At 68.4% G+C, this 13,459-nt stretch carries 11 protein-coding genes and 1 pseudogene; 3 read left to right on the top strand and 9 right to left on the bottom strand.

The window, feature by feature from the left end; genetic code table 11:
- The first annotated feature begins 128 nt into the window (after positions 1 to 128).
- Complete coding sequence (locus Q9G87_RS02195; RefSeq protein WP_305914441.1) at positions 129 to 2,816, top strand: ATP-binding protein; 2,688 nt, start codon at positions 129 to 131, stop codon at positions 2,814 to 2,816.
- Here Q9G87_RS02195 and Q9G87_RS02190 read toward each other — a convergent pair.
- The 4 genes and pseudogenes from Q9G87_RS02190 to Q9G87_RS02175 form a co-directional block, all read right to left on the bottom strand.
- Positions 2,809 to 3,822, bottom strand: a complete 1,014-nt coding sequence (locus Q9G87_RS02190; protein WP_305914440.1) for a nuclear transport factor 2 family protein — start codon at positions 3,820 to 3,822, stop codon at positions 2,809 to 2,811. The genes Q9G87_RS02195 and Q9G87_RS02190 overlap by 8 nt on opposite strands.
- 389 nt (positions 3,823 to 4,211) lie before the next feature.
- Positions 4,212 to 4,316, bottom strand: a pseudogene (locus Q9G87_RS02185) (peptide-methionine (S)-S-oxide reductase MsrA); the annotation flags it as partial.
- Between the two features lie 49 nt (positions 4,317 to 4,365).
- The gene (locus Q9G87_RS02180) at positions 4,366 to 4,782 is read right to left on the bottom strand and encodes a type II toxin-antitoxin system VapC family toxin (RefSeq protein WP_305914439.1); all 417 of its coding nucleotides are present in this window, start codon (positions 4,780 to 4,782) and stop codon (positions 4,366 to 4,368) included.
- Positions 4,758 to 5,069, bottom strand: coding sequence for a hypothetical protein (locus Q9G87_RS02175; RefSeq protein ID WP_305914438.1), 312 nt, complete (start codon positions 5,067 to 5,069; stop codon positions 4,758 to 4,760). Before Q9G87_RS02175 ends, Q9G87_RS02180 begins: the two co-directional genes overlap by 25 nt.
- A gap of 203 nt (positions 5,070 to 5,272) precedes the next feature.
- Between Q9G87_RS02175 and Q9G87_RS02170 the strand changes: the two genes are divergently transcribed.
- Positions 5,273 to 5,614 (top strand): hypothetical protein, encoded by a 342-nt coding sequence (locus Q9G87_RS02170; protein ID WP_305914437.1) that lies wholly within the window; start codon positions 5,273 to 5,275, stop codon positions 5,612 to 5,614.
- Positions 5,615 to 5,768: 154 nt separating this feature from the next.
- On the opposite strand, the gene msrA is transcribed toward Q9G87_RS02170, so the two are convergent.
- Positions 5,769 to 6,431 (bottom strand): peptide-methionine (S)-S-oxide reductase MsrA, encoded by a 663-nt coding sequence (msrA, locus tag Q9G87_RS02165; RefSeq protein WP_305914436.1) that lies wholly within the window; start codon positions 6,429 to 6,431, stop codon positions 5,769 to 5,771.
- 121 nt (positions 6,432 to 6,552) lie between these two features.
- On the opposite strand from msrA, the gene rarD reads away from it, so the two are divergent.
- Complete coding sequence (rarD, locus tag Q9G87_RS02160) at positions 6,553 to 7,476, top strand: EamA family transporter RarD (protein ID WP_305914435.1); 924 nt, start codon at positions 6,553 to 6,555, stop codon at positions 7,474 to 7,476.
- Here rarD and Q9G87_RS02155 read toward each other — a convergent pair.
- Genes Q9G87_RS02155 through nuoL form a run of 4 tightly spaced genes read right to left on the bottom strand, consistent with a single transcriptional unit; the run spans position 7,444 to position 13,452 of the window.
- Positions 7,444 to 8,433, bottom strand: coding sequence for a polyprenyl synthetase family protein (locus tag Q9G87_RS02155; protein ID WP_305914434.1), 990 nt, complete (start codon positions 8,431 to 8,433; stop codon positions 7,444 to 7,446). The two genes, rarD and Q9G87_RS02155, sit on opposite strands and share 33 nt — an antisense overlap.
- An 11-nt stretch (positions 8,434 to 8,444) precedes the next feature.
- Positions 8,445 to 10,034 carry an NADH-quinone oxidoreductase subunit NuoN gene (gene nuoN / locus Q9G87_RS02150; protein WP_305914433.1) on the bottom strand — a complete coding sequence of 530 codons (1,590 nt, stop codon included), beginning with the start codon at positions 10,032 to 10,034 and terminating at the stop codon, positions 8,445 to 8,447.
- Positions 10,031 to 11,590 (bottom strand): NADH-quinone oxidoreductase subunit M, encoded by a 1,560-nt coding sequence (locus tag Q9G87_RS02145; protein ID WP_305914432.1) that lies wholly within the window; start codon positions 11,588 to 11,590, stop codon positions 10,031 to 10,033. Before Q9G87_RS02145 ends, nuoN begins: the two co-directional genes overlap by 4 nt.
- Complete coding sequence (gene nuoL, locus Q9G87_RS02140) at positions 11,590 to 13,452, bottom strand: NADH-quinone oxidoreductase subunit L (RefSeq protein ID WP_305915119.1); 1,863 nt, start codon at positions 13,450 to 13,452, stop codon at positions 11,590 to 11,592. The genes Q9G87_RS02145 and nuoL overlap by 1 nt, the downstream gene beginning before the upstream one ends.
- Positions 13,453 to 13,459: the final 7 nt, after the last annotated feature.

Genomic DNA, 13,459 nt, shown 5'->3' with positions numbered 1-13,459 from the left:
TCTGTCATCGTGACGGTAGTGCCAGGTCACGGTCACCCGCTCGCACGCTGGGCGGGCATTTCCGGCCCTGGCCTTCGCCGCCGCTGCCAGGCCGGAGGCATGACGCGCGTTCCGCTAGATTTTCGGCCATGTTGTACGGGCGGGCTGCGGAGCAGGCTCAGGTGGATCGGCTGCTGGCGGACGCGCGGTCCGGCCGCAGTGGTGTGCTGGTGGTGCGCGGGCAGCCGGGTATCGGGAAGACCGCCTTGCTCGGCCATCTGACGGAGCAGGCCGCGGGGGTGCGGGTGCTTCACGGGGTCGGCATCGAGTCCGAGGCGGAGCTGCCGTATGCCGCCCTGCATCTGCTCGTGCGTTCCGAGCTTGCCCGGATCGACGCGCTGCCCGAGACACAGGCGGCGGCGCTGCGGGGCGCGCTGGGGCTGGGCGCGGCGGCTCCGGAGAACCGGTTCCTCGTCGGGCTGGCCGTGCTCAGCCTGCTGGCCGAGGTCGCGGGCGACGGGCCGCTGCTCTGCCTGGTCGACGACGCGCAGTGGTTCGATCGGGCGTCTATCGACGCGCTGGTGTTCGTGGCGCGGCGGCTGGACGCGGAAGGCATCGCGCTGGTGTTCGCGGGCAGGGAGGAGTTCCACCCGCACGGGCTGCCGGAGCTGTGGCTGGACGGGGTGGACCGCGACGCCGCCGTCGCGCTGCTGGCCGAGTCGGCCAGGGATCTGGCGCCGAAAGTGCGTGACCGCGTCCTGGCCGAGGCGGGCGGCAATCCCCTCGCGCTCATCGAGCTACCGTCCACGCTTAGCGCGGAGCAGCAGGCCGGGCAGCTGAACCCGTTCACCACGATTCCGGTCGCCAACCGGGTGCAGGAGGCCTTCCAGCAGCAGATCAGGGCGCTGCCCAACACGGCTCAGGCCCTGCTCGCGGTGCTCGCCGCCGACGACACGGGCGACCTGGGCATCGTGCTGCGCGCCGCCGAGTCCTTCTCCGCCCGGCTGGCGGACCTGGAAGCGGCGGAGCAGGCCAAACTGGTCACGGTGAACGGAGCCGCGGTGGCCTTCAGGCACCCGCTCATCAGGGGCGCTGCCTACCAGAACGTGCCGTTGACGTCGCGGGTGGCCGTACGGCTTGCGCTCGCCAAGGTGCTCGACGGCGGCGAGCACGCCGACCGCCGGGCCTGGCATCTGGCCGCGGCGACGACCATGCCTGATGAGGAGGTGGCGCACGAGCTGGAGCTGGCCGCGGAACGGGCGCGCACCCGTTCCGGTTATGCGGCCATGGCCGCGGCCTACGAACGGGCCGCCGAGCTCACCCCCGACGCCGCCAAGCGCTCGGTACGGCTGGCCGCGGCGGCCGTGGCGGCCAGCGACGCGGGCCAGCCGACCCGCGCGGGCACGCTGGCTGACCGGGCCAGTGAGGAGATCCAGGACCCGCTGGCCCTCGCCCACCTGATCCAGGTGCGCGCCCATCGGGAGTTCGAGCAGGGCAGCCAGGCCGCGGCCGGCGAGCTCATCATCGCCGGCGCGGAGCGGGTCGCCCCGCTGGACGCCGAGCGGGCGGCCTACCTGCTCGTGGAGGCGGTGCGCTGCGGGTGGTACGCCAGTGACCCGGGCCTGACGGAGCAGGCGGCGAAGCCGCTCAGGGCCCTGCCCGAGATCGGCTCTCCGTTGGTGAGCGGTGCGCTCGGGCTGGCCGCACTGATCAACGGCGAGCTGCAGGATGCGGTCACGCTCATGCAGGGGCTGGCGCTCGCTCCGGATCTGTCCGCGCTCCAGGTGCCGGGTCTGCTCCTCGTGGCCCAGCTGTGCGCGCCGACCGGGCGCTACGGTCAGGGCGAGGCTGTCGCGGCGCGCGTCGAGGCCGAGTGCAGAGCCCACGACATGGGTGGCTGGCTGACCGTCGCGGTGGAGACCCGGCTGCAAGCGCAGCTGCTGCTCGGCAGGTATCGCGAAGCGGCGGCCAGGCTGGAGGAGATCATCCCCATGGTCGGCGACCTGGGGCAGCGGAACGGAACGGTCGCGCTCACCGCACTGCTCGCATTGGCCCGCGGCGAGCTGGGTGACGAGCAGGGTTGCCGGGCGGCGGCCGCGGCCGCTTTGGAACAGGCGGGAGCGCGCGGGCTCCGAGCGGCTGAGGCGGTCGCGGTGGCCGGGCTCGGGCGGCTGGAGCTCGCGCTGGGCCGTCCAGAGGCGTCTCTGGGCATCCTGGAGAGGATTTCCCCCGCCATGGCGCCGGTGTCCGTCTTCTCCGCCCCCGACCGGATCGAGGCCGCGGTCAGGGCCAGGGAACCCGAGCTGGCGCGCGAGCCCCTGGCGTACTACCTGGACTGGGCGGCCGGCGTCTGCATACCGTCCGCCGATGCGGTCGCACTGCGCTGCCGTGCCCTCGTCGAGGACGACGAGGATCTGTACGACGAGGCCGTGCGGGCGCACGAGCAGGGCGAGCAGCCGCACGAGCAGGCCCGCACGCAGCTGCTCTACGGCGGGTGGCTGCGTCGTGCGCGCAAGCGCGCCGCCGCCCGCGCCCAGCTGCGCGCCGCCCTGGAGACGTTCGACCGGCTCGGCATGACGCTGTGGGCCGAGCGGGCCCGCGCGGAGCTGCGCGCCACCGGCGACGTTCCCGCAGCCCCACGCCAGGCGGACGACCCGCTCAGCGTCCTCACCGCGCAGGAGAGGCAGGTGGTACGGCTGGCCGCCACGGGCGCGTCCAACCGCGACATCGCGGCCCAGCTGTACCTCAGCCCGCGCACCGTCGGCTACCACCTCTACAAGGCCTTCCCCAAGCTGGGGATCTCCTCGCGGGCGGAGCTGGCCGCGATCGCTACCTGAGCCTGCCGTACAGCTCGATGATCTTGGCTTCGTCGGCGACGAGCGGCAGCCGGTCGAAGGTCAGGGTCCAGTCACTCGAGATGCCACCGGTGTCGCCGACGCGCTCGATGATGCCGAAACTGACCGATTCGGTCTGCCCCTTGGGCAGGAGCGTGCCGTGCCATTCCAGGTACGTCCAGCCGTCTACCTTGACGGCCTGGCCCGGCTGTAGTTGGACGTCGCTGACCTGGTCGAAGAACCTCTTCAGGTAATCGAGCTTGCCCTGCGTGGTGCTCAGCGTGCCGCCGTTCAGGCCGGGGGCGGACAGCGGCGCGCCGGTGAACCGTTCCACCAGGGCCTCCGCGTCCTCGCCGTTCCATGCCTCGGCGCGGGCATTGAGCTCGTCGGGGCCAAGGACAGGCTTGCGGCCCTGGTCGGGGGTGCTGCCGTCGGCGACGTCGGCGAACAGATCGGGCAACTCGGGGTCGAGCACCTTGAACAAGCTGTGCCGGTCGTAGTAGCGGCGGCCCTGGACGACCTTGCCATCGTCGGTCAGCAGGACCCGGTAGACCGCAGGGTAGGCGATCTCGTGTCCCTTGACTGTGGCCTCGTTGTGGGCTTCGAACATCACGGCGGGACCATTCACGGCGATGCGCGTACCGCGGAAGCGGAAGTCGGGGATAAGGCTGAGCGTTCCGCTGATCGACTTTCTGATGGCCTCCTCACCTTGGAGCAGCGGCCTGCTCGCCTTCGCCGGCTCCCACAGCGTCGCGTCCTTGGACCAGATGTCGACGTAGGCGCTCACCCGGTCGGGCGTGGTGACCTTGCCGAACTTGATCTGCCGCTTGATGAAGGTGCACGCGTTGGGCGACACCCAGCCGCTGATGGAGGTGACCTCCGGCCGCGCCTCCGCGCAGCCCACTCTGTCCCAGCCCTCGTCGGTCGCCTGCGCCGGGCTCACGATCGTGCACAGCGCAAGCACCGCCCCGACCGCGAGACCCATCCCTGCCATCCGCGTCGCCTTCATGACCTGCCCTTTCGATGTTCTTTCAAGTGACACCGAAATTAGGCCGATCCTCTTCGCGGCGAATCTGTCAACGTGACGGTAGTCAGGCGTGCCGCACCAGGTATGTCACGGGAAGCGCCACCGGGTCTGGCTGTACTCGCCCTTGCAGGAGCCAAGGTTTGTCCGGGGCGATGGCCGTCCGTTGTCAGCGATCAAGTCTGGCGTGGTCTCAGGGCGGCGAGGGGAAGCCGTCGCGTGCACCTACGCCGACGGGACGGGAGGCAAGCACGGCAGATTCCCCCCGTGCGGCGCCCGGCCGTAGTTTCGCGCCGTACGAGACCGGCCGTCAGCCGCACGCCCGGATGGGGCCGGCGATCGAGGGCCAGATCGCAGTTGTCTCCGCAGGTCTGCGCCTCGCCGGAGGTCAGGCCGATCGGGCAGGAGATCCCGGTGCCACCGATACCGCAGTAACCGTTCGGCACTTTAAACAAGTACTGCTGGTGGTAGTGGCTCGCCTCCCGCAATAGTTCTCTGGACGCTCACGCGGCCACACCGCGTGCGGTCTCAGACAGGGACCACCTGCACGGTTTTCCCGCACAGTTTAGTCATGTCGTCTTCGTCAGATGTCAGGACGATGACTGGGCGCGCCGAGCGCAGTGCGGTAGCCGCGACCACAGCGTCAATCGCGTACTTGTGACCGTGCAAGCGGGCATCCCGAAGAAGCTCGATCGCCTGTGACGAGATGTCCTCGGTCACAGGCTCGATCTTCAGCCGGGACAAATACCACCTGAGACGATCGCTCCTGACGCGAACGTCCTGCGCCTCGATCGGTGTCATCGCGCTGACCACAACCCGAAAGTCGTTGTCTTGCGCCTCCCGTACGAACGCAGTCACCCGCTGGTCGGCCTCGCACCACTTCACGAGCCCCTGACAGTCGAGAACCACCGTGCCTGCGCTCAGCCTGCTTCGTGCGCGCGCCATCCGTCCTCCTCCTGGAGTTCAGGCGCCGACTTGACGTGGCGGAACAACTCAGCCGCCTCATCACGCAAAGACTGTGGAATCGGGCCAGACGCGGCCTCGTTCGCCTGAAGGGCCTCCTCCAAGAGATCCCGCTCGATCTGGCGCTCCACAGCGGCATCAACATAGGCAGAGAACCCGCGGGCTCCGACCCGCTCTCGAACAGCGCGAATGTTGCCCGCTCTCAGGGATACGCTGACCTTGGCCGCCGGCCCGGCCCCGGGGGCGAACTCTTGCTCAGGCATGCTCATAGAACCAGTTTACTACTCAAAGTAGCAAAACGCGAAGTCTTCGCTCAGCGCAAAACCCAATCGCTACGGAAAATCCCCACGGTGTAGATCACTATCCACCTGCCAGACCCAGGACCGGCCAGGCAGATGCGATCGGCCGGCGTGCCGAGACGCTCGGTCGCCTGGCCGGCGCGCAAAGCACCCGAGGGGTCACACTGGTCTTCGTGGGAATGTTCGATGATTATCGGCCGTCGGAGCGCTTCTTATGCCCATGGTGCGGAGGATCGCTGATTGAGGGCTGGCAGGGGCAGGACGGCCCGTGCTGGTTGCTGCCGTGGGTGCAAGGACACCGCTATCCGGTCGTCCCTCCGAACGCGGGCTACACGCTTCGCGAGGACAAGGCCACAGCCGTACTGCCGGAGCTCTTCGTGATCTATACGACGTGTGTCAACGGCCACTGGGTCGAGGCGGAAGGACAATGCATCGACGGCGTCTGGCGTCGGACTCGGCTGTTTGAGGAGTCCGAATATACCGGTGGTGCCGGATATAAGGGTGATACGGACTGATCGTTGCGCCGCCTACGACGCTGGCGGGCAGGGCACTCTCGACAGCCCGCCAGTCGAGGTCATCGAACTCGTAGCCAGGGAGAGACGCGACGATCTCGTAGAAGACTCTCGCACTCCCTCCCTTGATCCCCCAGCGTGGATCAGGACAGGCCGATCATGCCTCGCCGGAGGTCAGACCGATCGGGCAGGCCACTCCGGTGCCGCCGATACCGCAGTAACCGTTCGGCACTTTAAAGAGGTACTGCTGGTGATAATCCTCGGCGAAGTAGAACGGCCCCGCCTCGGCGATCTCCGTGGTGATCTCGCCGTAGCCCGCCGCCTTCAGCACCCCCCGGTACGCGTCCCGGGACGTCTCCGCCGCCTTCTGCTGCTCCGGCGAGTGGTAGTAGATCGCCGAGCGGTATTGGGTGCCGACGTCGTTGCCCTGGCGCATGCCCTGCGTCGGGTCGTGGGCCTCCCAGAAGACCTTCAGGAGCTCCTCGTACGAGATCTTGGCGGGGTCGAAGACGACCCGCACGGCCTCGGTGTGGCCCGTGCGGCCGCTGCAGACCTCCTCGTACGTCGGGTTCGGCGTGTAGCCGCCCTGGTAGCCGACCGCCGTCGTCACGACCCCGGGGGTCTGCCAGAACTTGCGCTCGGCGCCCCAGAAGCAGCCAAGGCCGAAGTCGGCGATCTCCGTGCCGGACGGGTACGGCGGGGCCAGCGGGGCGTCCAGGACCGCGTGGCGGGCCGGGACGGGCATGGTCTCCGCGCGGCCCGGGAGGGCGTCCTCGGGTCGGACCATCGATGTCTTGTTGCCGCCGAACAGCCAGCCCATCGCACTACCTCCATCGCTCTCTGTCAGCCTACACAGGCAGCAACGCTTAAGGAGATCTACACATTTCCGTATAGTGGATGGAATTTGTGGTTAAAGGTGGTAATGGGCGAAGATGGCGTACATGCCTGACCTTCGGCGCGGCGTCTTGTACGGGGTCGCCGCCTACACCATGTGGGGGCTCTTCCCCCTCTACTGGCCGCTGCTCAAGCCGTCAGGTGCCGTCGAGATCCTGGCGCACCGGATGGTGTGGTCACTGGTCGCCGTCGCCGCCGCGCTCGCCGTCCGCAGGCACTGGTCCTGGATCCGGGAGCTGGCCAGGCAACCCGGGAAGCTCGCCCTGCTCACCGTCGCGGCCATTGTCGTCACCCTCAACTGGGGCACCTACATCTACGCGGTCAACACCGGGCATGTGGTGGAGAGCGCCCTGGGGTACTTCATCAATCCACTCGTCAACGTGGTGTTCGGCGTGGTGCTGCTGCGCGAGCGGCTGCGGCTGCTGCAGTGGGCGGCCGTCGGGTTCGGGGCGGTCGCGGTGCTCGTGCTGGCCTTCGACTACGGGCGGCTGCCGTGGATCGCGCTCACGCTGGCGGTGAGCTTCGGGGTGTACGGGCTGGTCAAGAAGAAGGCCAATGTGGCGGCGACCGAGGGCCTGGCGGTCGAGACGCTGGTTCTGCTGCTGCCCGCTCTCGGGTATCTGATCACGCTGCAGGTGAGCGGGGAGGCGACCTTCCCGAATCAAGGGGCCGGGCATGCGTTGTTGCTGGTCGGGGCGGGGATCGTCACGGCGGTGCCGCTGATCTGCTTTGGGGCGGCCGCCATCCGGGTGCCGCTCAGCACGATGGGGCTGCTGCAGTACATCGCGCCGATCCTGCAGTTCGCGTGCGGTGTGCTGATCGCCAAGGAGACAATGCCGCCCAGCCGGTGGATCGGGTTCTCGATCGTCTGGCTGGCCTTGGCGATCTTCACGTACGACAGCATCAGGACGGCCCGGGCGGCCGCGCGTGTCAGGAGATCAGCCAGAACGCTGGACCACGTAGTCACATAGCGCCAAAAAGGCGTCTCGCGCCGGGATGTCAGGCAAACCGGAAATGTCATCCCGCGCCCGGTCCACCCACGCCTCCAGCTCCGCCCGCGCCCGCGCCATCGCCGGGTGCGCACGGAGCAGGGTCAACGCCTCGTCCACGTCGGACTCGGCCACCGGGCCCGACAGCAGCTCGGAAAGGCGTGGGGAGTCGTCGGCGGCCAGGGCGTACAGGACCGGGAGGGTCTTGATGCCCTCACGGAGGTCAGTGCCCGGCGTCTTGCCCGACTGCGCCCCCGTGGAGGCCACGTCCAGCAGGTCGTCCCCCAGCTGCCAGGCCACTCCGATGGCCTCGCAGGCCCGGCTCAGCCGCTCCTCGACGTCCGCGGGAGCCCCGGAGAGCAGGGCTCCGAAGCGGCCGGAGGCGGCGATCAGCGAGCCCGTCTTGTCGGCCAGGACGTTGACGTAGTGCGCGATCGGGTCCTCATCAGCGCGCGGGCCGACGGTCTCGCGGATCTGGCCCTGGACCAGGCGGGAGAACGTCTGCGCCTGGATGCGGATCAACTCGGGCCCGAGGTCGGCCAGGATGTCGGAGGCCTGGGCGAACAGGTAGTCGCCGGTGAGAATCGCGACAGTGTTGTCCCACCGCGCGTTCGCGGACGGGGAGCCCCGGCGTACCCGGGCCTCGTCCATGACGTCGTCGTGGTAGAGCGAGCCCAGGTGGGTCAGCTCGATGACCACCGCGCCGGGCACGACGCCCGGCGCCGACGAATCGCCGAACTGGGCGGCGAGCAACACCATCAGCGTGCGGAACCGCTTGCCGCCGGCCTCAATGAGGTGCTTGGACGCCTCCGTGACGAAGGCGTCCTCGCTCTCCACCGACGTACGCAGGAGCTTCTCCACCGCGGCCAGTCCGGTGGCCACGTCCTGCGCCAACCGTTCGTCCTCAATGGGAAGGTCAACCACGGGTGGCGCAGACATACGAGATCCCCTTATCTGATGAACAAGCTGCTAGCAGCTTCGTTGGCAACGCTGAGCATGGACTCCGGGTAGAGCCCCACCCCTACGGTAACCAGCAGCGCGACGGCGATGACAGCCACGGTCCCCGCACTGGGCACCACGATCGCCGGGCCGTCGGCGGCCGGCTCGCTGAAGAACATCAGGACGATCACGCGCACGTAGAAGAACGCCGCGACGGCCGAGGCCACCACACCCACGACGACCAGTCCGGCCATCCAGCCGCCCATCGAGTCGCCGGGCTGCGTCCCGCTGTTGAGCGCGGCAGCGAAGACGGCGTACTTGCCGAAGAAGCCGCTGGTCAGCGGGATGCCGGCGAAGGCCAGCAGGAAGAAGGCGAACACCCCGGCCAGGATCGGGGCCCGCTTGCCGAGCCCGGCCCAGCGCGACAGGTGCCCGGCCTCGCCGCCGGGGTCGCGCACCAGCGTGACGATCGCGAACGCGCCGACCGTCGTGATGCCGTAGACCGCCAGGTAGAACAGGATCGCCTTCAGCGAAACCGCGTTCTGCTCGGCGGAGCCGAACGTGGCCATCACGCCGACGAGCAGGAAGCCCGCGTGCGCGATGGACGAGTAGGCCAGCATGCGCTTGATCTCGGTCTGCGTGATCGCCAGCACCGAGCCGACGACCATGGTCAGCGCCGCGATGACCCAGATGACAGGCCGCCAGTTCCAGTCGAGGTTGCCCAGACCCACCCAGAACACCCGCAGCACGGCGCCCACGGCCGCGACCAGCGTGCCCGAGGCCATCAGAGCGGTGATCGGGGTCGGGGCGCCCTGGTAGACGTCCGGCTTCCACGCCTGGAACGGCGCCGCGCCGATCTTGAACAGCAGGCCCACGCCGAGCAGCGCGAGCCCGATCATCAGCAGCGGGTCGAGCGCCGCGCCCTCGGCCAGGGCCTGGTTGATGCCAGGGAGCGAGACGGTGCCCGCGTACCCGTAGACCATCGCGGTGCCGTACAGGAAGAAGGCCGAGGAGAACGCGCCCAGCAGGAAGTACTTCATGGACGCCTCCTGCGACAGCAGGCGACGCCGGCGGGCCAGTCCGCACAGCAGGTAGAGCGGCAGCGACATGACCTCGAGGGCCACGAACATCATGAGCAGGTCGTGCGAGGCCGGGAAGAGCAGCATGCCGCCGACCGCGAACAACACCAGCGGGTATACCTCGGTGTGGCCGGCGCCGCCGGTCACGGTCTCGGCCTCTTCCTCGTCGGCGCTGCCCGGCACGGCCGCGGCCGAGGCGACGAAGTGGCCCTCGTCGTTGATCAGAAGCACGCACACGAACGACAGGACGAGGATGACGCCCCAGATGAACAGCGAGGGCCCGTCCACCGCGACCGCGCCCATGGCGGCGGCCGTCGTGGACACCTGGCCGCGCAGCACCTGCACGAGCACCAGTGCGAACGCGCCGAGCAGGCTCAGCAGAGTGAGCGGTACGTGGATCGCCTTACGCAGGTAACGCGGCGCGAACGCCTCGACGAGCACGCCGATGACGGCCGCGCCGAACACCACCAGCAGCGGCGCCAGCGTGCCGTACTCGATCGTCGGCGCTGGAATGGAGTTCACTGACCTGTCCCCTTCTCAGCGATGGTGGAGACCGGCACCTTCACGTTGGTCAGGGTCTCTTGCACGGACGGGTTGATCACGTCGAGCAGCGGCTTGGGGAAGAAGCCGAACCCGATGATCAGGGCGACCAGCGGGGCCAGCACCCAGATCTCGCGGGCGTTCAGGTCCTTGAACGCCTTGACCGGCTCGGCGGTCGGCCCGTTCATGACCCGCTGGACCATCCACAGGATGTAGACAGCCGCGAGGACCACGGCCACCGCGGAGATGACGGCGGCCGCCGTCAGCGCCCCGGAGCCATGGGCCGCGCTGGAGTAGGTCCCGATCATGACCATGAACTCGCTGACGAACGACGACAGACCGGGCAGCGAGAGCCCCGCAAGACCGGCGACCAGGAAGAAGCCCGCCAGCACCGGCGCGACCTTCTGCACGCCTCCGTAGTCCTCGATGTACGGCGAGCCGCGCCGGGCGATGAGGAAGCCGGCGGCCAGGAACAGCGCACCGGTGGCGAAGCCGTGGTTGACCATGTAGAGGGCGGCACCGGACTGGGCGACGTCCGACATGGCGAACACGCCGAGCACGATGAAGCCGAAGTGCGAGATCGACGTGTAGGCGATGAGCCGCTTCATGTCGTTCTGCCCGATGGCCACGATGGCGCCGTAGATGATGCTGATGACCGCGAGCACGACGATCGGCATCGTGAACGCCTTGGCCGCCTCCGGGAACAGCTCCAGGCAGAAGCGCAGCATGCCGAATGTGCCGACCTTGTCCAGCACGCCGACCAGCAGCACGGCGGCCCCGGCCGGCGCCTGCGCGGCCGCGTCGGGCAGCCACGTGTGCACCGGCCACAGCGGCGCCTTGATCGCGAAGGCGATGAAGAACCCGGCGAACAGCCACTTCTGCATGGCCGGGTCCTGGATGGCCCCGACCAGCTGGGGGAACATGAACGTGTTCTTGCCGGCCACGAAGTAGAGCCCGATGACCGCGACCAGCATGAGCAGGCCGCCGAACAGCGAGTACAGCAGGAACTTGACGGCCGCGTAGGACCGCTGGGCGCCGCCGTACGAGCCGATCATGAAGTACATCGGGATCAGCATCGCTTCGAAGAAGACGTAGAAGAGGAAGATGTCGGTCGCCGCGAAGACGCCGATCATCATCGTCTCCAGCACCAGCAGCAGCGAGAAGTACGTCTTCACCGACCGCTTGGGCGCGATCACGGTGCCGTCGGCACTCTTGACGCCGTCGGCGTCGTGCCAGGAGGCCAGCACAACGATCGGCACCAGCACCGCCGACAGCGCGATGAGCACGAGGGCCACGCCGTCGACGCCGACCCCGAACTTCACGCCGAAGCTGGGGATCCAGTTGTACTCGGCCTTGAACTGGAACCGCTCGCCGGTCGGCTGGAACCCGGCCGCCATGACGCCCGTGAGCACCAGCACCAGCAGCGAGACCAGCAGCGTGACCTGCTTGGCCAGCTTGTCACTGCCCTTGGGGAGCAGGGCCACCACGATGGCGCCCACCACGGGCACCGCCATGAGTATCGGAAGCCAGGGTGACATCAGATGGTCCCAACGAGGAGCAGGGCGCCGGTCAGCAGGGCGGCACCGATGAAGATGGACAACGCGTACGTTCTGGCGAAGCCCGTCTGGATCCGCCTGAGGCGCCCGGAGCTGCCGCCGATGCCCGCGGCCAGGCCGTTGACCAGCCCGTCGACGCCGCGGTTGTCGAAGAACACGGCGAGGCGGGTCAGCCACTGGCCGGGGCGCATGAACAGCGACTCGTTGAGCGCGTCACCGTACAGGTCGCGGCGGGCGAACGTGGTGAGGAACGAACCGCGCGGCTGCACGGCAGGCACCTCGACCCGGCCGTACTTCATCCAGGCGTAGGCCGCACCCACGGCGACCAGCGCCAGCGTGGCGAGACCCGGCGTGCTGGTGAAGTGGAACTCCGGCAGCTCCGCCGGCCGTCCGACCGCCGGCGCCAGGAACAGCAGGAGCCGGTTGCTCAGGACGAGGTAGCCGCCCAGGCCGATGGCGCCGATCGACAGGATGATCAACGGCCAGGTCATGACCGCCGGCGACTCGTGCGGGTGTGCGCCCTCGGCCCAGCGCTTCTGGCCGAAGAAGGTCATGAAGACCATCCGCGACATGTAGAAGCCGGTGATCCCGGCGCCGAGCACGGCCAGCCAACCCAGGATGGGCTGGTGGTGCACCGCGGTCTCGATGATGCCGTCCTTGGTGAAGTAACCGGACAGCAGCGGGAACCCGATGATCGCCAGGTAGCCGACGAAGAACGTGACGAAGGTCAGCGGCATGAACTTGCGCAGCCCGCCGTACTTCCGCATGTCGACTTCGTCGTTCATGCCGTGCATGACGGACCCGGCCCCGAGGAACAGGTCGGCCTTGAAGAAACCGTGCGTGATCAGGTGGCCGATCGCGAAGGCGTAGCCGGCCGGGCCGAGACCCGCGCCCAGCATCATGTAGCCGATCTGCGACATCGTCGAACCGGCCAGGCCCTTCTTGATGTCGTCCTTCGCACAACCGATGATGGCACCGGCGAGCAGCGTGGCCGCACCCACGATGGCCACGGCCAGCGCCGCCCCGGAGCCTTCGGGGAAGAAGTACACCCCGGACCGGACCACCAGGTAGACACCGGCGGTGACCATAGTCGCGGCGTGGATCAGGGCCGACACAGGAGTCGGACCCTCCATGGCGTCCAGGAGCCAGGACTGCAGTGGCAGCTGCGCCGACTTGCCGCAGGCGCCGAGGAGCAGCAGCAGCCCGATGGCGAGCGTGGTGCCGTTCTCGGCCTGGATCGGCTTGAGCTCCGCGAACGACAGCGTCTGGTACGTCGTGAAGATGACGAACATGCCGACCAGCAGGCCGAAGTCACCGACGCGGTTGACCACGAACGCCTTCTTGGCCGCGACCGCCGCCGACGGCTTGAACTGCCAGAACCCGATCAGCAGGTACGACGCCAGACCGACGCCCTCCCAGCCGATGAACAGGCCCACATAGTTGTCGGCCAGCACCAGCAGCAGCATCGCCGCCACGAACAGGTTGAGATAGGCGAAGAACCTGCGCCGGTGCTCGTCGTGCGACATGTAGCCGATCGAGTAGATGTGGATCAGCGAACCCACACCGGTGATCAGCAGCGCGAAGCTGATCGACAGCGGGTCGATCAGCAGCCCGATGTTGATGTCGAGGTTGGGGATGAACTCCCACAGGTGCACCGCCCGGCGGCGCTCGTTCTCCCCAAAGCCGATGAGCTCGACAAACGCCAGCACCGCCACGACGAACGAGGCGAGGGACATGGCCACGCCCAGCAGATGGCCCCAGCGGTCGGTGAGCCGGTTGAACGCCAGCAGGATGAACGCTCCCAGCAGCGGGAAAGCGATCATCAGCCAGGCGTTGCCGATCATGCCGCCG

Origin of the sequence: Nonomuraea turcica, assembly GCF_030718205.1 — a bacterium.
Classification (GTDB): domain Bacteria; phylum Actinomycetota; class Actinomycetes; order Streptosporangiales; family Streptosporangiaceae; genus Nonomuraea.
This window is presented reverse-complemented; position numbering and strand designations above follow the sequence as displayed.

Excerpts from the sequence above, each read along its gene's own strand:
- Q9G87_RS02195 (WP_305914441.1), top strand. The coding sequence starts at position 129 with ATGTTGTACGGGCGGGCTGCGGAGCAGGCTCAGGTGGATCGGCTGCTG.
- Q9G87_RS02190 (WP_305914440.1), bottom strand. The coding sequence starts at position 3,822 with ATGAAGGCGACGCGGATGGCAGGGATGGGTCTCGCGGTCGGGGCGGTG.
- Q9G87_RS02180 (WP_305914439.1), bottom strand. The coding sequence starts at position 4,782 with ATGGCGCGCGCACGAAGCAGGCTGAGCGCAGGCACGGTGGTTCTCGAC.
- Q9G87_RS02175 (WP_305914438.1), bottom strand. The coding sequence starts at position 5,069 with ATGAGCATGCCTGAGCAAGAGTTCGCCCCCGGGGCCGGGCCGGCGGCC.
- msrA (WP_305914436.1), bottom strand. The coding sequence starts at position 6,431 with ATGGGCTGGCTGTTCGGCGGCAACAAGACATCGATGGTCCGACCCGAG.
- rarD (WP_305914435.1), top strand. The coding sequence starts at position 6,553 with ATGCCTGACCTTCGGCGCGGCGTCTTGTACGGGGTCGCCGCCTACACC.
- Q9G87_RS02155 (WP_305914434.1), bottom strand. The coding sequence starts at position 8,433 with ATGTCTGCGCCACCCGTGGTTGACCTTCCCATTGAGGACGAACGGTTG.
- Q9G87_RS02145 (WP_305914432.1), bottom strand. The coding sequence starts at position 11,590 with ATGTCACCCTGGCTTCCGATACTCATGGCGGTGCCCGTGGTGGGCGCC.
- nuoL (WP_305915119.1), bottom strand. The coding sequence starts at position 13,452 with ATGATCGGCAACGCCTGGCTGATGATCGCTTTCCCGCTGCTGGGAGCG.